This window comes from Rhizobium sp. R711 (assembly GCF_002211365.1).
Lineage (GTDB): Bacteria > Pseudomonadota > Alphaproteobacteria > Rhizobiales > Rhizobiaceae > Rhizobium.
The window spans coordinates 1-21,932 of sequence record NZ_LOKZ01000024.1 but is presented as its reverse complement, the minus strand read 5'-3'; the positions used below and the strand labels follow the sequence as shown (position 1 = coordinate 21,932).

The following is a 21,932-nucleotide window of genomic DNA, read 5'->3' as shown; positions in this document are numbered from 1 at the left end:
TCACCAGATGAATCGGCGCTGCAGCAGCAGTAGAACTCCGTTCGGGCTACGCCCTCTCTGCGTTCCACCGCTGCTGCAGAGTCTCATCTTGATTGACGCTTCGTCTCATCTTGGTTGTCGCGCTGCAGCCGCTGATAGCAGGAGAAATGGGCTCTCGGCAGAAGTGGCAAGAAGGCACCGACACAGCCCAATAAAATGGAGGCCCACGCAACTGCGATCAGGGCGCCTCGCATGTCTCAATGCTTTAAAAGTCGATCGAAAAGCTCTTTGGCGCAGCGGTCCGTTGTCGAGCAAAACCGTCGTGACAATAGGTCAGTCGCGCGCGCCGTCCGCGAGACTGAGAAGGCGTTGGGGATCACACACCGTGAGTTTCTGACGACCGCCTTCCACGATTCCCTTGCTTTCCCATGCACTGAGAATTCGTGACACCGTGTGAAGGGTTGTCCCGGTCATCTCGGCGATATCCTGTCTCGATATCGGAAAGTCGATGCGAATACCTGCTGCAACCGGGCGTCCCGCCTGCTTGGAGAGCCGGAGGATTGCGTGGGCTACGCGTTTTTCCACTTCCTCGGTCGACATCTCCCGAATGCGCGTATGCGCCTCCTCGAGCCGTTGTCCGATCGTCTGCATTGCCGTAACGGCGAGGCGGGGGTTCTGCTCGACGAAGCGCGGCCACATATCTGTCGGCCAGCCAAGAACCAGGCTCTCGGCCGCGGCCAACGCGGTCCCAGGATAATCCGATCTGCGAAGGGCCATGGCAAAACCGAACAAATCGCCCGGATGCACCATCCGGACGATAATCTGCTGTCCGTCCTGGGTAACCTGAGTGACCTTCAATCGTCCGTGCAACAGCAAAAAGAACGATCGCGCCGGGGCACCTTGTTCGAAAACCGCATCGCCTTGGGCGACACGACGTGGAACCGCATGCTCGAGCATGATGTCGAGGTCGGGATCCGTCATCCGCTCGAAGAGCGGCAACGATTTTAAGATGGTGCGATCAACCTTCATCATGGCTCCGATTCATTGGCGCGCTTACAAACAAGCCAAAGGTGTCCGCTGCGGTTTTGCGCGCGAACTCTCTGACGCTCTCAAGGAAGGATTGTCTTCGGACCAGGCGGAAGCCAAGATTATCTGGAGGACTTCCGACCGTACATCCGCCACCCTTTGGATTTCGGACGAAGCTGCTCATCGGCGAGCGATGCCTGCCGGACGCAATCATGATACCGCAGGTCCGCGGGTCTGGTTCCTCGGGCTTGGCTCCGCTGTCAAGATCGACGCGCTTGTTGCAGGTCGATGTCCACTCCCATACGTTTCCGCCGAAGTCCACCAACCCCGTCTTACTTGTTCCGAACGACCCCTTGGCTTGTGGCCGCGGATCGATCGACGCAGCCCGGCGCGCTTCGCGCTCGTAATCGGCAAGCCATCGTGTCGCAGGGTTGTTGTCGTCGATGTCGATGCCGAGCGCGTCGTCGGGAAAGCGGTCGGCGGCGGCATAGGCAAGCTCGAAATCCGTCGGTAGCCGCCAGTCCTCTCCGGTACGATCGGACAGCCACGCTGCGTAGCGCACCGCATCGTCGTAGCTGACGCCCGTCACCGGAATGTCTTCTCGCGACAGGCTATCTCTTCCTTCGGCTGGCGAGCAAATGCCGTCGTCCACGCAGCGGTTATATTCACCGAGCGTGGTCTGAAACTTCGTGATGTCCACGCGCGATCTGACGGCGATCTCGCGCTTGGGAGCGTCGATCGCCAGGCCGTGTCGGAAATACTCCGTGGCCTCACGATAGGCGAAGGCTTGAGGCTCCACGATCACCAACACTGGCGAGGCGACGGTCGCTCCTTTGTTTCTCATCACAACGAATCCAGACTCCACTGCGACCGCTCCTGAAAGGATCGCAAGGAGTGCAAGGGGAACCGCGATGGATATGCCTGAAACCGCTTCAGTGGCAGCGTTCCGAGCCATGGTTTTTACGCACGTAGCGCCTCTCTACAAACGATGGTGCGCAGGCTACCCCCAGCCCGCGCACCGCCCCGCCGCCAGGTCAACTTGCCGATGGCGCCCTGACCGAAGTCATAAGGTCATCGTTCCAGTCGCCCGTGACCTTGAAGTGGGCAGCCGCTCCCAATTCGAATGCCTCGATGAGGTTGTGGTTTACATAGGCGTAGATACCCGGCTGGGCAAAAGTGTACACCGCCGCGCCTGCCGTGCCGCCCGGTATGAACCAGGTTTCCTGATCGATGTCCGGAACGTTCTGGAACTTGCCCGTTGCCCAGACGTACTCGCCGTGGCCGCCGATAAGATGCGGACGAGTGTCACGATTTGCCTGCGAATGGATGATCAGAACCGTCTCGCCGACCTTGGCGGTCATTGCATTGTCGCCGGTCAATGCACCGACGGCGCCGTTGAAGACGATGTGGGTCGGCGTCAACGTTTTCATGACCGCCACGGTATCCTCGTAGGCCTCGCCGGGGCTGTCGTATTTCTTGAACTTGCCGTTCGCGTCGCGCGGAACGTAGAAGTCCTGCTCGCCGACATAGTAGACTTTGTCGTAGACGATCGGCTTCCCGTGGCCATCGGTTAGGCCTTCGCGCGGTAGCACCATGATCGCGCCGTTCATACCCGAGGTGACGTGCCAGGGCACCATTCCGGGAGGTGCGCAGTGATACACGAAGACGCCTGCCTTGGTCGCCTTAAAGCGGAGAACCGTGGTATCGCCAGGGTTGACGACGGTCAAGGCACCCCCGCCGAGCCCACCGGTGGCGGCATGGAAGTCGATATTATGCTGCATCGTGTTGGTTTCAGGATTTACGAGTGTCAGCTCGACGTAGTCGTCCTGGTGAACCACCATCAACGGACCGGGCACCGAGCCGTCGAACGTCATGGCGTTGATTTCGGTTCCTCCCTTGTCGAGCACCATCTTCTTTTCCTGGATGGTGAGGGTGAATTCCTTGATTTTCGGGCCACCCTTGGCTTTCTGGTCATGGGCGTGGACGAACGGCGGCTTCACGAGCTCGACCTTTTCGCGAGGGAGCTTCGACAGGTCAACAGCCGGCTTCCTGCTCGGCTTGAGTGCTTCCGTCGAATGTGCATCGTCTGCCTTCGCGGCATTGCTGGCTACGATGATTGGCGTCAGTGCTCCGGCGACAGCAGCGCCGGTCAGCATAGTGCGCCGGGTCATTTGCATATTGTTGGTCATTTCCACTCTCCTGAAGTCGAAGACGGAGCGAACGCCGCCCGGTCGAGTTGGAAACTAGTAGAAACCCCAATGAACTCTTTGATTTGGCGCAAACTGGCAATTTGTGGCAGCGCAAAGTTCCAGGCGTCTTCTTTGCGTAATCTCAACGACCTGCGTCTTGAAATCCTGCATTGCTGTGTGATCAATCTGGAGACACTGATCATGCAGAAAGTAATGGCCAAGGACGAGCACGTTCCGCGTGGAATGTCGCGCTCAGGCCTCGTCCTCTTCTCTTACGGCTTCCGCCCGTTTTTCCTGGCGTCGGCATTGTGGGCCATCGCCAGCATCGATCTCTGGGCTGCGTCCCTTCGCTTTGGAATTCCCGTCGCAACCGAGTATGGTACGCTCTTCTGGCATGCCCATGAGATGATCTTCGGCTTTGCGCCGGCAATCCTTGCCGGCTTCCTGCTGACGGCGATCCCTAACTGGACGGGCAGGCTGCCGATCGCGGGGCGTCCTCTCGCGATACTTTTTGCTGTCTGGTGTGCTGGCAGAATTGCCATGCTCATGAGTTCGTGGATCGGAGTTGTGCCTGCTGTCACTGTCGACAGCCTTTTTCTGCCTGCCATGTTGGTACTATGCACCCGCGAAGTGGTGGCGGGCAAGAAGTGGAAGGACCTCAAAGTCATCGCCGGTCTCGTGGTTTTGTCCATCGCCAACGCGCTCTTTCATGTTCAGGCGATCGCCGGACAAAATCCCGAACTCCCGATCCGTCTTGGCCTCGGAGCCTATGTGCTGCTCGTGACGATCGTTGGCGGACGAATCCTTCCGAGTTTCACGCGTAATTGGTTGAATCAGTTCGGTCGCACCGAGTTTCCGGTTCCCTACAACCATTACGACGCCGCCTCCATCATCATGGGCGCCGTTGCGCTTGCTGCCTGGGCCGTGGCACCTGAAGCGCTGATCACCGGCCTGTGCGCAGCGATCGCTGCAGCCATGAACGGGGTCAGGCTCTATCGCTGGCGGGGCTGGAACGTTTGGCCGGAACCGATACTGTTCGTGCTCCATGGCGCTTACCTGTTCGTGCCACTCGGCTTTGCCGCCGTCGCTCTTGGAACATTGGGGATGCCTCAGCTTGCAGTCCTGCATGTCTTTGCGATCGGCGCGATTTCCTTGATGATGCTGGCAGTCATGACGAGAGCCACCCGAGGGCATACCGGCCGAAAGGTAAAATCCAGCCGCCTGACCAACTACTCCTACGTCATACTGGCAGCCGTCGCGCTTCTACGGCCGACCGCAGAGCTGATACCCTCGTTCAGCTCTGAAATATTGATGGCGTCGGCGATCGGCTGGACGGTCGCCTTCTGCATGTTTGCGCATGAGCATGCTCCGTTCCTGTGCCGTGAGAGGAAGCCCTTGGCGAGCAGATGATGAGTTCGGAGCAATGACCGCAGCAAGCGCCCGCTGCTGATATGCGCAAGTTGAAACCATACATGTTCTGGCGATGGAGGGCGAGATGGCAATATGCTATGCGCCTGAGCAAACGGCCACGCTCCAGCTTTTCTTTTGCTTGTCTGGAAACGCTAGCGATCGGTCGATCGAACTCCGGTCGACCCCGAGCAAGGGCGCACCTTTGCTGCCGTAGCGACCGAGGGCATCGTAGACTTTAACGCCAGCGAGGCGAAGGTGTAGCGGAGCGATCTTCTTCGCCGCTGATGCGCGAGCGACCGTCTGCCGCCAAGCCATGGGTCGATTCCGATCAGGCAGTTCATATTTGACCCCGGTAGCATCGAAGCTCTCTGACGGTGCAAAACAACTGCGCGAGCTCGATCGTCCTGGCGCGAAACCCAGCACAAGCCTTCAATAGCAGGGCACTGCTCGTGAATGGCCTCCGCCCACTTTCGCGCCTGGGTACTGGTCCTTTTCGGTATCGATAAGATCGCTGCGGCGCAGTCCGAGCGACCTCAGCGCAGTCGAACTCAGGTCGGCCAGCACGAGGTCCCTTCTGGGCGTCACCGTCGAATAAACCTGTTCAGCAAGCTTCGCCTGGTCGAATGTCTTCAGCCCCGGTGCAATCAGCACGTCGTGAAACACCGTCTCCATCGCAGCAAAGTCGAAGGTCGTTCCACCGTAAAGCGTTGGAATGCTCGCTCCGGCCGCGTTTTGAATTGGACCGAAACGGGCGTTCCCCGCGATTCCGGGATTGAAAGCGCTGCCACCATAGAGGCCGAGGTGGATTCTGTGAATGACCCGGCCGGCGGGCCAGGTCACAGACTTGATCAGTGGGCCAAGGTCGTTCTTAGGCTGGAAGGCGCTTTTGCCCGCGACAGGCGGACGTATCGTCCGCGACTTCCGGTCAGCCATGGAGCACGCCAGCCACCTCGTCCTCGGCCGCGGAAACGACGGGTTCGGGTTCGCTGATGAGGAGATCCTGCGGCCTCTTTCCACCAAGGAAGCTGTTGACCGAGGCAAACCAGTAGGCGAGGCTCCAATCGTCCTTCTTTCCCCGGAAGGCGACAAGCACTTTTGCCAGGGCCTTCACTGGACGGAAGTCGGTCGAGGGATCCAGCGCGTATCCAGGGAAGTAGTCGACGCCGCGATGCCGCACAGCAAAAACCTGTCCCTCCTTCTTCCATTTTTTCGGCTGGGCACTGGGGTTGCTGGCGCTAAAGCCAGCCACTTTCGCGACTTCGGCGGCTGTCAGCCAGTCACCACTCTCAAGCACCGCCTTACGCGCGTCGGCCACCATGCGCGCCTCGAGGAGCTTATGATGTGGAGGAGGAACCTCCGGCACTAGCGCCTCGATGATCGAATTGAAAGTCTCATCCTGCCGGCGCTTGAGAATGGCACCGACCAAAGGGGCGAGGCTGGCAACCACCTGGGCGAGAGCTTTCGCAGCGGATTCAATGCCGTGCTCAATTGTCAGCGCGACGACCTGTTCGGCCTTTAGTCGGCCGAGCCCGGTTCGGACCTGCTCGGGCGTCCCCGCGAGGGTCCCAACACGAGGGAATTCAATGGTTTTGTCGGCTGCGACCATGGAGACATCTCCCGATACGATTATCATGGCTATATATGCAGCATGATAATCAAAATCATCAAGGGATGGGTATAAGCAAGGTCTTCAAACCAGAACGAGGTCGAGGCCCTCACGTTGTTCACAACGCAAACGCCTCACACACCAGAGGCATCGCATGGCGCCAGCGAGGCGAGAGCATTGCAACGGTTTTTCGCGCCGCTCATGCGCGAGCGATTTCGTCCACAGGTTCATCGCCGCGGCCCGCAGTTCGCGAGGCCTGGAAAGGCTTGGGATTGAAGGCTGTCAAGGTAAAGCGGATTCTTCGCAGCACCGACACCATCGGAAACGGCGAGCCATCCTGCGCCTGCGCCCCCGGTCATACACGAAGTCGACGAGTTGGACGACGCAAGTGCCGGACGGAGGACTGAAGTCAGATAGCAAGATCGTCTATGTCGCCTGGCGAGAAGGGGCCGACGCCGCAAATCTGGTTTCTTCGCTCACAACGCTGCCGTCGGCCGCCAGGACGGCAACCCATATTCGATTCCCGATGCGAACTGTCAGGCGTGTCTTTCCGAGGTCCGCGTCCTGACCCATTTCAACCCTGCTGCGAACAAGACCCTGCGCCATATAACGTCGAAGGGCTTGTGGCGACAGTCCAAACCGGTCCGCCAGATAGGATGCGTCGACCGTCAGCTCGTCGAGATCAACTTTCGCCTTGATGGTCATGCCTGCCGCTCTCTACTGGACTAAAATGAAAACGACGCCGCCATTTCAGGCGACCAAGGCGGGTCGTAGACAAGTCGAACCTGTGCCTCTCTTACCCCCTCCAAGGCCTGCAACCGCATCTTTACCGCTTCGGCGAGAAAGCCGGAAGCAGGACAGAAGCGCGTGGTTGTCGTCATTTCCACGGTAACAAAACCGTCCTGCGCAATCCAGACATCATAGATCAATCCGAGGTCGACGATTCCGGTTCCGACCTCCGGATCTTCGATTTCTCGGAGCGCATCAAGAATATTGTCGCGTGTGAGGCTAGGCCCGGACATCGGTCACTTCCGAGGGGGTGGCCCGGATCATGATCCTGTACACCTTTCCCGTTTCATCGAAATTTCCAATCCATTCGTGCCCGCGTTCCTTCAGCAGGTCGAACAGGAAGACAGGCTCCCTGTTCAGAAGCGCAAACAGGACTTCGCCGCTGCTCATGGTCTCGAGCCTCGAGAGAATTCGCTCCATCGGTTCAGGAGGCGCAAGATCGGTCAGGTCGAGGTTCCAGGTCGGTTCCGGCCAGATCGCTTCCGACGCCGCGACTGCGGGTTGAATGTCCTGTGGAGGTTCACGCGGAACGAATTCGATTTCCCAGTCGTCGTCGGCGAGGCGTCTGGACACATGCGCAAAGCCCCGCTGTTCGAGTTGTCGGATGAGCGGGACCGGTTCAAAAATCGCGTGCAATCGCACTCCTTCGCCGGGATCGAGGGAGGCAAACGTATCCATTATGAGCTGGAAGGGCATCCCGCCGTCACGCAGGACCTGTCGAACATCGAGTTCACGAAGCTGAACCATTGGCGTTACCTCTGTGGTTTGCGGCGAAGAATAGCGCCGGCTGTTGAAATGGTGCTCTTTTGGTGGCTGGCTCCACGTTTGCAAGCGCGCGGGCAAGCAGAAGTTCGACGGCAAGGGCCGCCGTGGCGAAAGTCTGAAGAATGACGGCTGCGTAAAAGCCCAGGTCGGATCCGGCGGCGATCGCCGCGGCGGCCGCAACGACGGCGAAGTAGAACATTCCAAGCCAGACGGCAGCGCGGCTTCCAGCGATCAGGTCCCCCAGGCGTGGCGTCGGCCTGCGACCTAAAAGGGGTCCGAATGCCTCGATCCAGGTCAGGAAGGGGACAATCTTTAAAAGTTGCGCCAGTCCCAGACCAGAAAGCCATCCGAAGACGAACAGGTAGGCAGCAGCAGTCACGAGCTGCGACCCGGCGTGGAATAAAGGTGCCAGCACCAGCATCGGAGCCGAAATGCCCAAAAGGGCAAACGCGGGTAAGGATCCCGACGTGTTGAGCTCCAGCGTCTTGCGACGCCGCGAGCGATAAGTGCTGAACAGCTCTAGCAGGTATGCGGCGATCGTGAACTGGAGGACCAGTGTACCCATCAGAAAGATGCTGCGTGCCAAGGCAGGATCGAACATTACACAGAACGTGGCGATCGCCAGCATCGAGATACCGGCCGATCCGGTGAGACGGATGAAGGGCGATCTTTTCATATCGTCCGACAGCAGGAACATTGGCAGCAACTTGTAGCTCACCCCGATCGCGGCAAAGGTCATCCAGCCGAGCAATCCAAAGCTTGCGTGAAATGGCACCGCGTTCGTCACGAACTGGACGATAGCCGCTGCACCCACGACACCGGAGACAGTGACAGCGAAAAGCGACCCAAGTGCTGCTGTCACGATCAGGCATGCAATAGCAATAAGGACGAGCGGCGACGCAGCGTGAGCGGCTCTGCCGCGCCAGAGAACGACGAAAAGAACGTGCCCGATCGACAGGATGGAAGCCAAAAGTGCCAGCGACGCCGCAACCATCGTCAGTCCCGCAGCGCTCGATCCCGTATCGATCAAATGAAATCCGAACAGCAGAAGACCCAATCCCACGATGAGGCCCCCGAGGCTTGCCGCATCAATTCGATCGGCCGGAAGGCTCAGGCCTGTCATGACAGGCGCAAACTGCAGCAGCGCTCCTATCATCAGAAGACCAAGCCAACCGATGGTAACGGAGTGCACGACAATGAGTGCGTGGGGCTCCGCGATGTCCAACGACGGCGTCCACGCACCCGCCGCAAGCAGGATTTCGGCGAAGAGCAAAAAGAATACCGCCGCGCCGAAATACGCCATTGTCCAACGCGACAGTGTGGTGCCCACGGGCATCATCGCGCTTCTCCACTCCTAGTGGCTGCCGCAGCAGCAGTCGCAGCCCGCGTCAAGGCGGGTGATCTCGACGCGCCAGACTTCCGGTCCCTGCTCCAGATACTCCCACAAGAATTTGCCAGGGAACGCGGTCTCGAGCTGATAGTGAAGGGGGCGGGGCTCGTGGTCGCTGGTGATCAACAAGGTGCCGCCGGGGGTCAGGGAACCGAGCGTGCCAAATATCTGCATATGGCGCTGAGCGTGAGGAAGCGTGCGCACGTCTATATGCGGAGCTTCGGCAGGGGGAGTTTGCACATCAGTCATTCTGGCTTGGTTCCTTTTCGCCGCAGGCTTGACCACTGACAGGACCGCGGCTCGCCACATGTCAGAAGTCTACGATAGGCGCCATTGAAGGGACTGACTTTGACGACGGACAAATATCGGAGATTTCGCCGGACCGGTGTTTATTGATCTAGGACAAGGAACGCAGAGCCGATCACCATCATAAGCATCATGACTTTTATGAAGGATGCCACGATGTCAGATTTGGTCGCAAAGTACGGCGAAGCCCGGCTCCCGCGCTATACCAGCTATCCAACCGCGCCCGCCTTTTCGGCAGCGGTTGGGCCCGACGACTACATGCAAGGGCTTGCTAACGCTGCGGAATCGGGACCGGTCTCCCTCTATCTTCATGTTCCATTCTGCCGCTCCATGTGCTGGTATTGCGGCTGTCATACGACGATAACGCGGCAGGATGCCCCTGTTCTCGAATACCTCGATGTGATGAACCAGGAGATCGAGATCGTTTCGTTCGCCGCAGGAAATTCTCTGCGGGTGAAGAACGTTCATTTTGGTGGCGGCACCCCCACGATCATGAAGCCAGAGGAATTTACGGCGCTCATGCGAAAGCTTCGAAGCGCGTTCCAGTTCGAGGACGATGCCAGCGTTGCCGTCGAAATCGATCCGCGGACCCTCTCCCCGTCGATGATCGAGGCATTGGGAGAGAACGGTGTGGATCGAGCAAGCCTGGGCGTCCAGAGTTTCGATCCGGTGGTCCAGCGGGCGATCAACCGAATTCAGACTCTTGAGCAGACTAAGGCGGCGGTCGCCGGGCTGCGCGCTTACGGCGCGTCGAGCATCAACTTCGACCTGATCTACGGCCTCCCGCACCAGACGGTTGAATCCTGTATCCAGACCGTCAGACTGGCGACGGAGCTCAGACCCGAGCGCTTCGCGGTCTTTGGATACGCGCACGTGCCAGCCTTCAAGAAGCATCAGCGCCTGATCGAGGAAGCTGCGCTTCCAGATGCGCGCCAACGCAACGAGCAAGCCGAGGCGATTGCGCAAGAGCTTGTCAGCGCGGGCTACGTCCGGATCGGCCTCGACCATTTCGCCTTGCCCAATGATCAGCTCTCAATCGCTTCCCTCTCCGGATTGCTTCGGAGGAATTTCCAAGGTTATACGACCGACGAGTGCGACACCCTGATTGGTCTCGGCGCGTCCGCAATCGGACGTCTGCCATCCGGGTACTATCAAAACCATGTGGCTATCGGCAGGTATGCCGAGATGGTTTCCTCAGGCGTCCTTCCCACTGCGAAAGGATATCTCCTCACCGACGAAGACAAGCTTCGTGCGAGGGTCATTGAGAGACTGATGTGCGACTTCGAAGTCGATCTGCCCAAGCTGAGCGAAGAGGCGGGCCATGACATCCGCTTCCTGCTCGAAAGGAACGAGAAACTTCAGGAGCTCGTGACCGACGGAGTAGCGACTGTCGTCGACGGCCGGGTCACGGTATCAAAGGACGCTCGTTTCATGGTCCGCGCGGTCGCTGCAGCTTTCGATGCCTACTTCGGATCGTTGGGAAGGACACACAGCAAGGCCGCCTAGTGACCGTCGATGTCGGCAGGTGGGCGCTGAACTGGATCCTTTGCATGGCTTGCGACCGCCTGAAACGGTCAACCTGTGCCCGGCCACGGCCTAAGTGCAAAGGACGGCAGCAGACAACAACATGCTTCAAAAATGCGGCCGCCAACCTTGCTCGGTGTGGGCTGGCCGTGCGTGCCGGATCCTCAGCTTACCGTTTCAATTGAACAGGCCGAACGGGGCAGTCCTTTTGCAAGGACCTGGCCGTCGGCATGAGTCTCAGGACCTGGCAGCGGCGGAAGGACACGCCCTCCATGCCGCTCAGCCAGGAACAGAGCGGCCGCGCGTGGAAATTCGCCGAGATTCTCGCAAAGGCAACAGATATCCTCGGATCGCAGGCAGAAGCCGAGCAATGGCTGGAGCGCCCGGCGATCGGGCTCGACCAGCGCCGCCCGATCGATCTTCTCGGGACGCCCGCCGGCGTCGAACTTGTCGAGGATCATCTCGACCGCCTCGAATACGGCGTCTATGCATGACCTTCTTGCCATTCGGGCTCGGCGGGACCGAGTTGGTCGCGTGGCGGCTCGATCAAGCCGCCCACGCGCCGACATGGATAGCGGCGAAGGCGCCTATCGCGTTGGCGGTCGCTGGAACAGCAAGGGCGTTCGCGCCGTCTACTGCTCGCTCGATCCAGCGACTGCCATCCTCGAGGTCGCGGTCCACAAGGGGTTCGGGCTCTCGACACGGTGGCGCATATGATGACGGCTGCGGTCATTGCCAATCGTGGCGATGTCCATGTCGTCGATCCGGCAAGCGTGCCCAATCCCAATTGGCTGCGCCTGGGCATTCCCGGCGCAGGACAGCAAGCCTTCGGAGACGCTCTGCTGCGACGCCACCGTTTCGTCGCGATCCCGAGCGCGGTCTCGCTGCACAGCTGGAACCTGATTTTTCTCGCAGGCGACGCGACTGACGCCTATGCCCTGAAGTTCCAGGAGGCCTTTGCTCTCGATACAAGGCTGCATCCACCTACGGCATGAATGAACCCGGGTTGCGACGCCGCATTCTATGACGCGAGCGCGACCATTCGGCACGAACGCAAATCGCCCCCTAACTAAGCCAAACGTCTGCGGGTGTCAGCGTAAAGGCAAAATCCCAATGGCATAGCTGAACCCGGGCGAAGTCCACTTCGCCGTGGCCCATTGCTAGGCCGTCAGGTTGCGGTAGATCGGCGGAAGGGCGCTTGGAAGCTTGGCGATCTCCGAAACCAGGGCGAACCCAGCTCGACCGAAGATGGCCGGAAGGTAGTCGCTCGCATTGCGGTCGACGGTGACCGCAAACAGAGCCTGACCGCGACCCCGGGCATCCATCACCGCACGGCGGCAGTCTTCAAGAGCGAACCGGCCTTCGTAGTGGTCAACATCGTTCGGCTTTCCATCGGTCAGGATCAGAAGCAATCTCTTTCGCGCACCTTGATCATCGAGCTGCTTGGAAGCGTGGCGGATGGCCGCTCCCATGCGGGTGTAGTAGCCGGGCTTCAAATTGGCGATGCGCCTTGCGACGTTCGGCGAAAACCTCTCATCGAAGCCCTTGACTGTCTCTATCCGTATCCAATCGCGACGGCGCGACGTGAACGTGTCGATGGAGAACCTATCACCGCAGGCGTCAAGACCGCGTGCCAAAACGTCCAGCGCCTGGATCTCGACGTCGAGAACTCTTCGGTTGTCCACCCACGAATCGGTCGACAGCGAAACGTCAACCAATATGGACGTCGCCAAGTCATGTGCTGCGGGGCGGGCGCATTCGTAGATCCGGTCGTCTGGTTGTCCGGTAGCGATGAGATCCACACGCGAGCGGACGACGGCCTCGACGTCGAGTTCGTTGCCATCCAATTGCGCTCTTCGAATTTCGCGCTTCGGCCGCAGCGTTTCAAACTGGCGCTTCACCTTCCGAATAATCGCCTGATCGCTGGTAATTGGCTTGTCGTTCGATTCCGATGCCATGCCAAGCACGACGCGGCAATGATCCGGCAGGTATTCCTGCTTTCGAAAGTTCCATTCCGGGTAGGTTAGTTCGGCCTTTATTCGCGATGGATCGAAGGCTTCGGGAGAAAGGTCCAAATCGAAGTGGAACTTCGACTTTGGCCGCTCTTTCGTCTCGCTAAGAGTAATTTCGTCAAGCTCCTCGGCCGCTGCGGCATCTTCATCCTCCCGGTCGTCCGTCGGTCGGTCGACGTTGACCATCTCTGCCATCGCAAGGATCTTTTCAAAGCGATTCAAGATGAACGGGTCCCGCTTCCGATCGTCGGCATCCTTCTTTCGCCTGGCTTCATGCGACGGCCCGTTGGCATTGCCGTCGCTTCCATCCGACGGAAGATCGTCACGATGCGATGGGTCACACTCCGCCTTGCCGGCATAGTCCGGCCAGATCGGAAGTGGCAGCATCGGAAGATATCCCGCAGGCGCCACACGTATCTTCGGCCGCGAGGCGTCAGGCAGGGGGTGCCGCAGAGGAAAAGTGAGCGCGGCTTTGGCGAATTCCTCGATCTGCCTCTCTGCGCTTGGCAGCTTGCCGCGCGTGCGGCACGCAAGTATGGCGTGGCTCAGACGCGCGTATCGCTCTCCCATGCCGGGAAAGATTTCGATGACACGAGCGGAATTTGTCCGGCCGGCGTCGATTCGAGCAATGTCGGCAAGCGCCGGGTCGGTTGGCCGCGGCTGCGCTATTGGCGCGACCGCGATATAGCCGGCGAGCCAGAAGTAAAGCTGCCGGTTCAGGGACCGGTCCTCGAACATGTCTATGACCGCCGGGAGGTGGATGGCGGAGCCGTCCCACGTCGGATGGTCGCTCCGCTCCTCGCCAAGTCCGACAACCTGGCGCAAGCGCAGCCGATGCAGGGAAGTCTTCTGCCGCGATTTCTGGATCTGCAGGGTCGCTTCGCCGCCGAACGCGCGAAAACACACGGCGAGTTGAGACTTGATCTCGGCCAGATGCACTGCATGCGCCGGATGACGCGGCCAGGAGCTGGTGTCGCCGACGAACCGGTGCCACGCTCGTCCGACCGTCTCCTCGAGTTCCAGAAATTCCAGCATGTCCGACCTACCCAACCGTCGCTTTTGCAATCTCCACCAGAGCGGCCTTTACGTCCGGCTCGTCGGTGAGCGGTTCGATGATGGCGGCTCGCACCGCGTCGGCAGGAGGCAGCCCGGCATCAATAAGCGTCGCGCAGTAGATAAGCAGGCGCGTGGAAACCCCTTCCTCCAGATCCTGCCCCTTCAGGACCCGCAGGCGGCGCGCAAGGTCCACCAGCGGAGCCACCTTGCCTTCCGCTAGCCCGCTCTCGAGAGAAACGGTGACGATCTCCTGATCCCGTGGAAGGAAATCGAACTCGATGGACACGAACCGCTGCCTGGTGCTTGGCTTCAGCGCCTTCATGAGGTTCTGGTAGCCAGGATTGTAGGAAACGACGACCATGAAGCCCGGCTGGGCTTCCAGAAGTTCGCCAGTCCTTTCGAGCGGAAGAATTCGCCGATCGTCCGTCAGCGGGTGGAGAACCACGGCGACGTCTTTGCGAGCCTCGACGATTTCGTCGAGGTAGCAGATCCCGCCGTTCCGGACCGCCCTTGTCAACGGCCCGTCCACCCACACTGTCTCGCCGCCCTTGAGCAGGTAACGTCCGGTCAGATCGGCTGCGGTAAGATCGTCGTGGCACGATACTGTCGAAACCGGAAGTCCCAGACGCGCCGCCATGTGGTGGACAAATCTGGTCTTTCCGCAACCTGTCGGTCCTTTCAGGAGCACAGGCAGTTGCCGCGTCCATGCGCTTTCGAAAAGCGCACATTCGTTGCCATGTCTGGTGTAGTGCGGGATCTCAGTGTTCGGATTGAGCGGGGATTTGAGAGCTATGGTCATTTCTGATCTCCAGAAGGAGCCCGCCTATTCGGCGGGCTGGGCTACTGTGTTGGTTGCCCGGACACGTCCGGGGACGAGCACCGACCAGATGAACATGATCGCGCTCACGAAGACGAAGACGCCGGAGGCGAGCCTGACCCAGTAGAACATGCTGAGCTGGTCCTGGACGTCCATGTAGGATTGACCGAGCACTCTCTGCAGGTGGACCTGGATGATGCCGGCGAACGTCAGCGCGAAGGTCATCACCGACATTGCCCCGCACATGATCCAGAAGCTGCTGATCGAGAGCCACTGGTTGTAGGGAGCGCGACCCTTGATCTGCGGTATCGCGTAGGCCATTGCAGCAAGGTTGAGCATCACGTAGGCGCCGAAGAAGGCGAGGTGGCCATGGGCTGCAGTCACCTGCGTTCCGTGAGTATAGTAGTTCACCGACGACAGCGTATGCAGGAAGCCCCAGACACCCGCGCCGAAGAAGGCCATGACCGAGCAGCCGATCGACCACAGGAGCGCCGCCTTGTTTTCATGCTTGCGTCCTGCCCGCCAGGTCATGACGAAGGTGAAGACGACCATGGTGAAGAACGGGGCGACTTCGAGCGTCGAGAAGAGCGAGCCGATCCACTGCCAGTAGCCGGGTGCGCCAATCCAGTAGTAGTGGTGGCCGGTGCCAAGGATGCCCGAGAACAGTGCCAGGCCGATGATGACGTAGAGCCACTTTTCCACGACCTCCCGATCGATGCCGTTGAGCTTGATCATCAGGAACGCCAGAACGGAGGCCATGATCAGTTCCCAGACGCCCTCGACCCACAGATGGACCACGTACCACCAGTACATCTTGTCCAGCGCCAGGTTGATCGGATTGTAGAAGGCGAACAGGAAGAAGATTGCCACACCCCAGAGGCCGAAGAGCAGAATGTTGGTGATCGTCGTCTTGCGTCCCTTGAGGGCCGTCATCGTGACGTTGAACAGGAACATCAATGCAACGATGACAATTCCAACCTTGATCGCAAACGGCTGTTCAAGGAACTCGCGACCTTCGTGAATATGGAACAGGTAGCCGACGACGGCGACCGCTGCCGCCACAAGGAAGATCCAGAACTGCGCAATCGCAAGCTTTGGGCTGTAGAGTTCCGTCTCGCACTCTTCCGGAAGCAGGAAATAGGTGGTGCCCATGAAACCCATGAGCAGCCAAACGATGAGCGCGTTCGTATGGATCATGCGAACGATATTGAATGGCAGCTCGACAGATAGCGTGTTCGGCAGCACGTAGATCGTGCCCGCCAGCACGCCGAAAAGGAGCTGCGCCATGAAAAGGCCGAGTGCTCCGTAAAAATAGAGCATGGCGACGCTTTGAGTCTTGTACTTCATTGCTTGGTCCTCTCGCCTGTCAACCGGCCTGGTTCGGCGGCCAATTCTGTGTCTTCATCTTGCTGACCCATTCGAGGAAGTCGGCTAGATCGTTCACTTCTTGGTCGGTCAGGTTGAACTGTGGCATCTGCCTGCGGCCCTCGATGCCGGAAGGCTGCGCCGCCATCCAGGCGTGCAGTGCTTCGCGCGCGTTGGCGGGATCCTTGTCTCCGCCCCAGCGAATCCACACGTTTGACAGTTCGGGCGCAAAGTAGGCGCCTTCACCATCCAGCGTGTGGCAGTTGATACAGGAGTTCTTCTCCCAGATGTGCTTGCCTCTTGCGACACTCTCCGTAAGGGTCGCCTCGTCGGTTGAGACGGTTCGGATGTAATAGTGACTGTGGGCGGTGAGGCCCACGAAAATGGCGAAAAAGAATGCCGACCCGCCGTAAAACACGTTTCGGGCCGCGGTTTTTGTCAGGCGTTCAGCCATCGATTATCCTTTCATGTCAGTGGCGGATACGCCGCGACGTCGGAAACCGAGCCAAGGGCTCGCGATGACTTTGATGGCCGAAATGAGCAGACGGGTCTTTGTCAATTCGCAAAGACCGCCGAGAATGCGATGACCTTCACCAAGGCGATTGCCAGTACGACCGCCGCCCAGGCGATTAATGCCCTCCTGGTATGCGCGCCCCTCGATCGAAGGCCGAGGAAGTCGAGCACGACGAGACGCGCTTTCAGGAGCGCAAGCGCTGCTGCTACGATCGGTGCAGCCGGCTTTGCCGACGTATTGGGAAGGAGGACCATCACGGCCAGGATGCTGATCGTCAGGATGATCAGGTAAAACAGCGCACGCTGCGGGTTGGCGGAAAGCCCTCTTGGACCGCTCATAGCAAATAGACCACCGGGAACATGACGAGCCAGACGATGTCGATCACGTGCCAGAGTGTCGTGATCAGGTGGACATTCTGACGGGAAGGAAACTTGGCAACGAGCAGGAGCACCAGCGACCCAAAGGCGACGTGGGCCAGGTGAAAGCCGGTCAGCAGGATGTAAAGCTGCGCAAACATGTCGCTCGAAACGAGCGTTGCGCCTTCCTGCCAATATTCGTAAATCTTGAGGGAGAAGAATAAAAGGCCACCAAGAGCCGCTGCCGAGAGTCCGAGGCGTTGTCGCATGCCCGTCTCCGACGTCGCAGCAGCGGCCGACCAGCCGCTTGCGAGCAGAACGATCGTATTGAGAACCGGCAAAACTGGATGGAGCCGGGCCTTGCCGGCTGCAAATTCTCCGGGCTGCATCCATGACACTACGACGAATGCCGCAAGTAGCGCGCCGAACGCGACAAGTTCACTCCAGGCCAGAATCCAGGTCAGCAGATCATCGTCCGATCCATCACCCGCGTAGTCGTCTTTTCCAGTCGAAATGATCGCCGCCATGGCGTGGCAAGCTATTTGCCTCGCGGCGACCCGTCTTTGATCGATCGCAAAGATGCCACCAATCATCGCGTCTATGGTCGCCGGAAAAGGAGACAGTAATGACAGACGCACAGATAGGACTCTCGATAGCGACCCCGGTGATCGTTCTGTTTGCGATTACCCTTTACCGCATGGGTGTGCTGCAGCGAACCGGCGTCGTGTCGGCCGTCATCGCCGCGATCGCGATCGCCGCAAGCCTGTTCCTGCAGAGGTGACATGGAAGATATGACATCGAACGCCTTCTCTGAACTCGAGGCCTGCTATGGACAGCTCATTTCGTGGTGCGATCTTCTCGAAGCGATCGCGGACTTTCTCCCTTGCCATGTCGACGAGCGACTTTGCGAGACCATAACCGTTGGGCTTGTCCCGCTTCTGGCCACAAGCCAGCAGCTTGAGGAACGACTTGTCTGCCCGGGTCTTGGACTGATCATGAACGACGAAGAGTTTAGGGAGGCCGACGAACGTCGGCGCGCCAGCAGGCTCCTCGACTACGACGCAGCCCAGGAAGTCGTGGAAACGCTTCTCTCTCTACGAGAGGGAAGGTGTGCGCTCTCCTGGGACGCAGTCGGATATCAGCTCCGCTCTTTCTTCGGCTCGATGCGCCGACATATTCGCTCCGAGCGGGAGATTGTGGGCCTGATCAAAAAGGCGATGGCGACTGGTGGCGGTAGTCCAGTAACCAGGACCGTAGAGACAGAGGCAGCATGATTGCCTCTCGGGCGAGCTCTGTCAGAGCTTGCCCGTATCCGGCTTTCTATCCAGGGTCCGAGACACCGCCGCTGGAACAATGGATGCCGTTGAGAATTCTCCGCGCAGCGCCTGCTACTGAGTGAGCAGGCTCCCCTCAAGGTGGGCGGACGTGAAGTCGTCTATCAAGACCTCAACATCGACTTTCCATCCTGTTGGGTCAATCAAGGACAATACGTCTGCCTGCCAGCCACCTTCTGGCGACTTCGCGAGAGGGTATTTGATGGGCTCCACTCCGGCATCTGGATTCATAAGGCGAAGGGATACCGAGCGTGGCTCGAGTGATCCAAAGTCGGAACCCATCAGGACGACCCGTGCGTTCGCCGTGCCGGCAGGCTGCGGGGTTAGCTCGAGCTGAGCCATGACTTTGGCAGAATGCAGATGAACTTTGAAGCTTGGCTGCTCGGCTGTCGATGGAGCCGGACCCGCAAAGCGCCATAGCGACGCTGCACCAACGATCGCAATCGCCAACACGATTTCGCAAGCCATGCTTCGGCGGAGCCGGACCCTGGCTCCTGGATTTCCCGCCAAGGTCGGCTTGGTAAGCCAGAACCGGTTATAGCTCGCCAGAACACACACGGCAGCGACAAGGCCCACCTTGAAAACGAGTACCCGACCATAGAGGGAGGAAACGAGGTGCGAAATTTCCGGAAGTTCAATAAACGCAAGTGTTGCGCCGGCCACCAGCATGAGGCCGAATGGCACGGGGATGACACGCGAAAAGCGAAGAAGCGGTCGCTGGTTCAAGCGGGTGTTGCTGAGCCTCCAAAGCGGAAGCAGGCTTCCGATCCAGAACATCAAGGCGGCCCCGTGAAGCATTATGCACAGCCTGGCAAGCCAGCGAGGTTCGACGACGTTGCAGTGCCCGGTAAAGGCAAAGGCAGCTGACGCGGTGACCATCGCAAGCATGGCCACCCCAAGAGCAACTCGACGATTGGAAGGGATCGAAAGCGAAGCCAGGACGATCGACAGCAACGCGAGCGCAGCCGCAAGCATGCCATTGCCCTCAGCCGCGCTCGCCAGGGGCTCAAGCCCAGCATAAGCTAGGCCGACGCCCAACTCGTCGAGGCCCTGCAGATACAGTCCCGCCACAAGCAGAACAGCGCCAGAAACGACCGTGGCGACCGTCCGCACCGGTGTTACGCGGTCGGGATTGAGCCAACGGTTGAAGAGCGCTCCGCCGACGACGATCGCCAGGTAAAGGACAGAGATCGTGTGTAGCGCCCATATCGCGACAGCCAGGGCGCAAGTCGCGCTCTGAGGGATTACCGCCATGGAGGCGGAGGGCGCGCCGACGTGAAATACAAGCGACCCGCCGATGGGGTGTCCATCTTCGGACTCGACGCGATAGCTGACAATCACCGAGCCATGCTCGATCGGATTTTGAAGATGGAGCGTTACGGTCGCTCCGGACAGGTCCGCAGCCAGGTTCTGACTGTTTCCATCGGCGTCCCTGGCGACGGCCTGGATGACCCGCACAGGCTCGTTGAATTGAAGCCGCGCAGCCCCCGCTGGCGTCGTCAGGGTCTCATTGCTGGCCGGTGACGAGTTGACGAGGACGGCATGGGCATGTGCGATAGCCGGCAGGAGCATGGCCGATGCAAACATCAGCAGAAGCGCTGCCGGTTGAAGGAGCGATGTCGCCCTGTTGGGAGCCTTTGAGCGCATCGGCGACTACTCGCATGCTAAGAGCGAGGCTGCTCGATCACGTCGAAATACGGCGCGGGGTTCTCGTAGTCCTCGGACGTCTTGCCGGCAGCTGGAACCTCAATCCATCGTTCGGAAGCCCCGTCGGTGCATTCCTGGACGATAGGGACATAGATCCGCGTCCCAAGCGGCAGTTCCTTGGCAACCGTCGCGCGGAAGACGAACTCGTCGTACTCGTCGTCAGCCAGACTACCGCCGCTCCACACGATCTCGCTCACGCCTTCCTTGACGAGCTTGCCGTAGAGATCGTAGCTCTTTTCGTAGGGCGCCTTGACCTTTTCGATCGTCCACCCCTGCTTGGGCATAGGCTTGGCAGACAAAAGACCTTCGGGAACCTTGACCCGAACCTTGATGGTTGGCTTGCCCTCGCAGCCGTGTCCGATGCGGACGACCGCCTTGTAGGCCTTGCCGGAAATGCCTTGGCTTTGCTCAAGCGTTGCGTGGGCATGGGCAGCGCCCACGGCAAAGAGCCCTGCCATGACGGCCAGCGAGAATTGCTTGATCATGAGATTTCTCCATCGTGCGGGATGGCGGGCGAGCCGCCACCCGCAGCAGATTTGATTACTGGGTCACCTGCGCGAGATCGGCGTCCAGGCGCTTGCGAACCATGTTCGGCACCTTGGCAGTCTTGATGGCTTCAAGATTGGCAGGCGCATCGCCGACTTGGATCAGGGCGACCATGCCCATGCCGGCATGGGGCGTGCATTTGACGACGTAGGCGCCGGGAAGGTCGAACTTGGCCTGGTACTGTTCGCTGGGCTTGGACTTGAACTCGGCCGCACCATCCGGGATGAGCCCCTTGAAGGTCTCGACGTTGTGGCTCTTGTCAGTTGGAACGAACGTGATCGTATCGCCGGGAGCGATCTTTACGAAACTGGGCTCGAATACCATGGCCCCGGCGGTGCCCTTGTTGAGCATCTGAACCTGGTGGTCAGCAGCCATCAGCGGCGCCGTCGACGCAATCAAGGCTGCCGTTGCGGCAAGCAGACCGTACTTCAAACGCATTTGTATATCTCCTGTTCTTCGAGGTCGTCTTGGCCTCGAGAACGCTTTTAGGACACGTGATGCAGATGATCTTTGACGCTCGTCAAACTGAGAGACAAACCTGCCGCAGATTGAGGAATCGCGTTTGTGTCGTGAGATTACTCCAGGCGCAAGAGGAAGAGCGTTGCAGAAGGATGAGCTCAAGAGAGTCGAGCGCGTCTAGCTGAGAAGGCCAGTTGTGCGGTGTCACCATTGGTCCGCTCGCCGCGTCTCTCTCGGTGTGGCGTGAGCGTGTCGAGCCCGTCTAGCGACGGTGAAGATGCTCCGGAAATCGGCAACGCGTTTAGTATCTCACATTAAGTTTGGTTGCCATGTTTCAACCTATTCAGGCAACGACATGCCTTACCTACGCCCTTTTCAGTAGGGGTCAGAGCAATTGTGCGAAGTTCAATGAAATACAACAACTTATTATAGTATGGGCTAGTGTTAATCTGTTCAGAGGTTGCCAGCATGTCATCCAAGGAAGATCCGCAGCTGCCCCGCAATACCGCGCGACGACATTTTCTGGGTGTGGCCGCAGCTGCCGGTGCTCGGCTCGCCAGCCTCACGGCCTTGGCGGCGGCAGTTTCCAAGTCTCCGGCAAGTGCGATGGGCCGGCGTTGGGGGCGCGGTCACTCCGGTGGAGGCGGGAACGGCCCCGGTGGGCAGGGAGGTTCTGGTGGCGGTGACGGCGGCGCGCGGTGCTTCCTGCGCGGGACGGCGATCCTCACGGATTGCGGTGAAAAGCCTGTCGAGGATCTGCGCGTCGGCGACAATGTTGCCCT

The 21,932-nt window shown here is 59.4% G+C and carries 24 protein-coding genes and 2 pseudogenes; 7 read left to right on the top strand and 19 right to left on the bottom strand.

Features of this window, described 5'->3' with window-relative positions; translation table 11 throughout:
• Positions 1–312: 312 nt before the first annotated feature.
• From ATY80_RS20165 to nirK, 3 genes are all read right to left on the bottom strand, one after another.
• A complete protein-coding gene (locus tag ATY80_RS20165) occupies positions 313–1,008 on the bottom strand; it encodes a Crp/Fnr family transcriptional regulator (RefSeq protein WP_088694113.1) in 696 nt (231 codons plus the stop codon).
• Complete coding sequence (locus ATY80_RS20160) at positions 998–1,960, bottom strand: SUMF1/EgtB/PvdO family nonheme iron enzyme (protein WP_088694112.1); 963 nt, start codon at positions 1,958–1,960, stop codon at positions 998–1,000. The genes ATY80_RS20165 and ATY80_RS20160 overlap by 11 nt, the downstream gene beginning before the upstream one ends.
• Before the next feature lie 79 nt (positions 1,961–2,039).
• Positions 2,040–3,194, bottom strand: a complete 1,155-nt coding sequence (nirK, locus tag ATY80_RS20155; protein ID WP_088694111.1) for a copper-containing nitrite reductase — start codon at positions 3,192–3,194, stop codon at positions 2,040–2,042.
• 201 nt (positions 3,195–3,395) lie between these two features.
• Here nirK and ATY80_RS20150 point away from each other — a divergent pair, with 201 nt between their 5' ends.
• The gene (locus tag ATY80_RS20150) at positions 3,396–4,604 is read left to right on the top strand and encodes an NnrS family protein (protein WP_088694116.1); all 1,209 of its coding nucleotides are present in this window, start codon (positions 3,396–3,398) and stop codon (positions 4,602–4,604) included.
• Between the two features lie 429 nt (positions 4,605–5,033).
• On the opposite strand, the gene ATY80_RS20145 is transcribed toward ATY80_RS20150, so the two are convergent.
• The 7 genes from ATY80_RS20145 to ATY80_RS20115 all read right to left on the bottom strand — a co-directional run bounded on the left by ATY80_RS20145 (position 5,034) and on the right by ATY80_RS20115 (position 9,403).
• On the bottom strand, positions 5,034–5,537 hold the full coding sequence (locus ATY80_RS20145) for an RES family NAD+ phosphorylase (RefSeq protein ID WP_210190820.1): 504 nt from the start codon (positions 5,535–5,537) through the stop codon (positions 5,034–5,036).
• Positions 5,530–6,210, bottom strand: coding sequence for a hypothetical protein (locus ATY80_RS20140; protein ID WP_088694110.1), 681 nt, complete (start codon positions 6,208–6,210; stop codon positions 5,530–5,532). The genes ATY80_RS20145 and ATY80_RS20140 overlap by 8 nt, the downstream gene beginning before the upstream one ends.
• A gap of 426 nt (positions 6,211–6,636) precedes the next feature.
• Positions 6,637–6,915: a DUF6522 family protein gene (locus tag ATY80_RS20135; RefSeq protein ID WP_088694109.1), complete on the bottom strand. Its 279-nt coding sequence runs from the start codon at positions 6,913–6,915 to the stop codon at positions 6,637–6,639.
• Between the two features lie 20 nt (positions 6,916–6,935).
• Positions 6,936–7,232: a metal-sulfur cluster assembly factor gene (locus tag ATY80_RS20130; protein WP_088694108.1), complete on the bottom strand. Its 297-nt coding sequence runs from the start codon at positions 7,230–7,232 to the stop codon at positions 6,936–6,938.
• Positions 7,219–7,746 (bottom strand): DUF2249 domain-containing protein, encoded by a 528-nt coding sequence (locus ATY80_RS20125; RefSeq protein WP_088694107.1) that lies wholly within the window; start codon positions 7,744–7,746, stop codon positions 7,219–7,221. The genes ATY80_RS20130 and ATY80_RS20125 overlap by 14 nt, the downstream gene beginning before the upstream one ends.
• On the bottom strand, positions 7,730–9,103 hold the full coding sequence (locus tag ATY80_RS20120) for a hypothetical protein (RefSeq protein WP_189637222.1): 1,374 nt from the start codon (positions 9,101–9,103) through the stop codon (positions 7,730–7,732). The genes ATY80_RS20125 and ATY80_RS20120 overlap by 17 nt, the downstream gene beginning before the upstream one ends.
• 15 nt (positions 9,104–9,118) lie before the next feature.
• Positions 9,119–9,403 carry a DUF2249 domain-containing protein gene (locus ATY80_RS20115; protein ID WP_088694106.1) on the bottom strand — a complete coding sequence of 95 codons (285 nt, stop codon included), beginning with the start codon at positions 9,401–9,403 and terminating at the stop codon, positions 9,119–9,121.
• A gap of 213 nt (positions 9,404–9,616) precedes the next feature.
• Between ATY80_RS20115 and hemN the strand changes: the two genes are divergently transcribed.
• The 3 genes and pseudogenes from hemN (at position 9,617) to ATY80_RS20100 (ending at position 11,979) form a co-directional block, all read left to right on the top strand.
• Entirely contained in the window at positions 9,617–10,966 is a 1,350-nt protein-coding gene (gene hemN, locus ATY80_RS20110; RefSeq protein ID WP_088694114.1) for an oxygen-independent coproporphyrinogen III oxidase, read from the top strand.
• A gap of 239 nt (positions 10,967–11,205) precedes the next feature.
• Positions 11,206–11,478 (top strand): annotated as a pseudogene (locus tag ATY80_RS20105) (antitoxin Xre/MbcA/ParS toxin-binding domain-containing protein); the annotation flags it as partial.
• Positions 11,471–11,979 (top strand): annotated as a pseudogene (locus tag ATY80_RS20100) (RES domain-containing protein). The pseudogenes ATY80_RS20105 and ATY80_RS20100, both read left to right, overlap by 8 nt.
• 165 nt (positions 11,980–12,144) lie before the next feature.
• On the opposite strand, the gene ATY80_RS20095 reads toward ATY80_RS20100, so the two are convergent.
• From ATY80_RS20095 to ATY80_RS20070, 6 genes are all read right to left on the bottom strand, one after another.
• Positions 12,145–14,031, bottom strand: a complete 1,887-nt coding sequence (locus ATY80_RS20095; RefSeq protein ID WP_088694105.1) for a VWA domain-containing protein — start codon at positions 14,029–14,031, stop codon at positions 12,145–12,147.
• Between the two features lie 7 nt (positions 14,032–14,038).
• Positions 14,039–14,851: a CbbQ/NirQ/NorQ/GpvN family protein gene (locus ATY80_RS20090; RefSeq protein WP_088694104.1), complete on the bottom strand. Its 813-nt coding sequence runs from the start codon at positions 14,849–14,851 to the stop codon at positions 14,039–14,041.
• 24 nt (positions 14,852–14,875) lie between these two features.
• On the bottom strand, positions 14,876–16,216 hold the full coding sequence (locus ATY80_RS20085; RefSeq protein ID WP_088694103.1) for a cbb3-type cytochrome c oxidase subunit I: 1,341 nt from the start codon (positions 16,214–16,216) through the stop codon (positions 14,876–14,878).
• A gap of 19 nt (positions 16,217–16,235) precedes the next feature.
• On the bottom strand, positions 16,236–16,688 hold the full coding sequence (locus tag ATY80_RS20080) for a cytochrome c (RefSeq protein ID WP_007795217.1): 453 nt from the start codon (positions 16,686–16,688) through the stop codon (positions 16,236–16,238).
• Positions 16,689–16,789: 101 nt separating this feature from the next.
• Positions 16,790–17,086 (bottom strand): cytochrome C oxidase subunit IV family protein, encoded by a 297-nt coding sequence (locus ATY80_RS20075; protein ID WP_088694102.1) that lies wholly within the window; start codon positions 17,084–17,086, stop codon positions 16,790–16,792.
• On the bottom strand, positions 17,083–17,631 hold the full coding sequence (locus tag ATY80_RS20070; RefSeq protein ID WP_088694101.1) for a cytochrome c oxidase subunit 3: 549 nt from the start codon (positions 17,629–17,631) through the stop codon (positions 17,083–17,085). The genes ATY80_RS20075 and ATY80_RS20070 overlap by 4 nt, the downstream gene beginning before the upstream one ends.
• Before the next feature lie 98 nt (positions 17,632–17,729).
• Here ATY80_RS20070 and ATY80_RS29065 point away from each other — a divergent pair, with 98 nt between their 5' ends.
• On the top strand, positions 17,730–17,885 hold the full coding sequence (locus ATY80_RS29065) for a hypothetical protein (protein ID WP_088694100.1): 156 nt from the start codon (positions 17,730–17,732) through the stop codon (positions 17,883–17,885).
• A 1-nt stretch (position 17,886) separates the two neighbouring features.
• Positions 17,887–18,378, top strand: coding sequence for a hypothetical protein (locus tag ATY80_RS20060; protein ID WP_088694099.1), 492 nt, complete (start codon positions 17,887–17,889; stop codon positions 18,376–18,378).
• Between the two features lie 114 nt (positions 18,379–18,492).
• Here ATY80_RS20060 and ATY80_RS20055 read toward each other — a convergent pair whose 3' ends face one another.
• The 3 genes from ATY80_RS20055 to ATY80_RS20045 are packed head-to-tail and all read right to left on the bottom strand — an operon-like array spanning position 18,493 to position 21,129.
• Positions 18,493–20,085: a CopD family protein gene (locus tag ATY80_RS20055; protein WP_088694098.1), complete on the bottom strand. Its 1,593-nt coding sequence runs from the start codon at positions 20,083–20,085 to the stop codon at positions 18,493–18,495.
• Positions 20,086–20,102: 17 nt separating this feature from the next.
• Complete coding sequence (locus tag ATY80_RS20050; protein ID WP_088694097.1) at positions 20,103–20,630, bottom strand: DUF1775 domain-containing protein; 528 nt, start codon at positions 20,628–20,630, stop codon at positions 20,103–20,105.
• 55 nt (positions 20,631–20,685) lie between these two features.
• Positions 20,686–21,129: a pseudoazurin gene (locus tag ATY80_RS20045; RefSeq protein WP_088694096.1), complete on the bottom strand. Its 444-nt coding sequence runs from the start codon at positions 21,127–21,129 to the stop codon at positions 20,686–20,688.
• Positions 21,130–21,618: 489 nt separating this feature from the next.
• Here ATY80_RS20045 and ATY80_RS20040 point away from each other — a divergent pair.
• Positions 21,619–21,932, top strand: a 314-nt coding sequence (locus ATY80_RS20040; protein WP_189637221.1) for a Hint domain-containing protein, incomplete at its 3' end; no start/stop codon positions are given.

Excerpts from the sequence above, each read along its gene's own strand:
- ATY80_RS20165 (WP_088694113.1), bottom strand. The coding sequence starts at position 1,008 with ATGAAGGTTGATCGCACCATCTTAAAATCGTTGCCGCTCTTCGAGCGG.
- ATY80_RS20160 (WP_088694112.1), bottom strand. The coding sequence starts at position 1,960 with ATGGCTCGGAACGCTGCCACTGAAGCGGTTTCAGGCATATCCATCGCG.
- nirK (WP_088694111.1), bottom strand. The coding sequence starts at position 3,194 with ATGACCAACAATATGCAAATGACCCGGCGCACTATGCTGACCGGCGCT.
- ATY80_RS20150 (WP_088694116.1), top strand. The coding sequence starts at position 3,396 with ATGCAGAAAGTAATGGCCAAGGACGAGCACGTTCCGCGTGGAATGTCG.
- ATY80_RS20145 (WP_210190820.1), bottom strand. The coding sequence starts at position 5,537 with ATGGCTGACCGGAAGTCGCGGACGATACGTCCGCCTGTCGCGGGCAAA.
- ATY80_RS20140 (WP_088694110.1), bottom strand. The coding sequence starts at position 6,210 with ATGGTCGCAGCCGACAAAACCATTGAATTCCCTCGTGTTGGGACCCTC.
- ATY80_RS20135 (WP_088694109.1), bottom strand. The coding sequence starts at position 6,915 with ATGACCATCAAGGCGAAAGTTGATCTCGACGAGCTGACGGTCGACGCA.
- ATY80_RS20130 (WP_088694108.1), bottom strand. The coding sequence starts at position 7,232 with ATGTCCGGGCCTAGCCTCACACGCGACAATATTCTTGATGCGCTCCGA.
- ATY80_RS20125 (WP_088694107.1), bottom strand. The coding sequence starts at position 7,746 with ATGGTTCAGCTTCGTGAACTCGATGTTCGACAGGTCCTGCGTGACGGC.
- ATY80_RS20120 (WP_189637222.1), bottom strand. The coding sequence starts at position 9,103 with ATGATGCCCGTGGGCACCACACTGTCGCGTTGGACAATGGCGTATTTC.
- ATY80_RS20115 (WP_088694106.1), bottom strand. The coding sequence starts at position 9,403 with ATGACTGATGTGCAAACTCCCCCTGCCGAAGCTCCGCATATAGACGTG.
- hemN (WP_088694114.1), top strand. The coding sequence starts at position 9,617 with ATGTCAGATTTGGTCGCAAAGTACGGCGAAGCCCGGCTCCCGCGCTAT.
- ATY80_RS20095 (WP_088694105.1), bottom strand. The coding sequence starts at position 14,031 with ATGCTGGAATTTCTGGAACTCGAGGAGACGGTCGGACGAGCGTGGCAC.
- ATY80_RS20090 (WP_088694104.1), bottom strand. The coding sequence starts at position 14,851 with ATGACCATAGCTCTCAAATCCCCGCTCAATCCGAACACTGAGATCCCG.
- ATY80_RS20085 (WP_088694103.1), bottom strand. The coding sequence starts at position 16,216 with ATGAAGTACAAGACTCAAAGCGTCGCCATGCTCTATTTTTACGGAGCA.
- ATY80_RS20080 (WP_007795217.1), bottom strand. The coding sequence starts at position 16,688 with ATGGCTGAACGCCTGACAAAAACCGCGGCCCGAAACGTGTTTTACGGC.
- ATY80_RS20075 (WP_088694102.1), bottom strand. The coding sequence starts at position 17,086 with ATGAGCGGTCCAAGAGGGCTTTCCGCCAACCCGCAGCGTGCGCTGTTT.
- ATY80_RS20070 (WP_088694101.1), bottom strand. The coding sequence starts at position 17,631 with ATGGCGGCGATCATTTCGACTGGAAAAGACGACTACGCGGGTGATGGA.
- ATY80_RS29065 (WP_088694100.1), top strand. The coding sequence starts at position 17,730 with ATGACAGACGCACAGATAGGACTCTCGATAGCGACCCCGGTGATCGTT.
- ATY80_RS20060 (WP_088694099.1), top strand. The coding sequence starts at position 17,887 with ATGGAAGATATGACATCGAACGCCTTCTCTGAACTCGAGGCCTGCTAT.
- ATY80_RS20055 (WP_088694098.1), bottom strand. The coding sequence starts at position 20,085 with ATGCGCTCAAAGGCTCCCAACAGGGCGACATCGCTCCTTCAACCGGCA.
- ATY80_RS20050 (WP_088694097.1), bottom strand. The coding sequence starts at position 20,630 with ATGATCAAGCAATTCTCGCTGGCCGTCATGGCAGGGCTCTTTGCCGTG.
- ATY80_RS20045 (WP_088694096.1), bottom strand. The coding sequence starts at position 21,129 with ATGCGTTTGAAGTACGGTCTGCTTGCCGCAACGGCAGCCTTGATTGCG.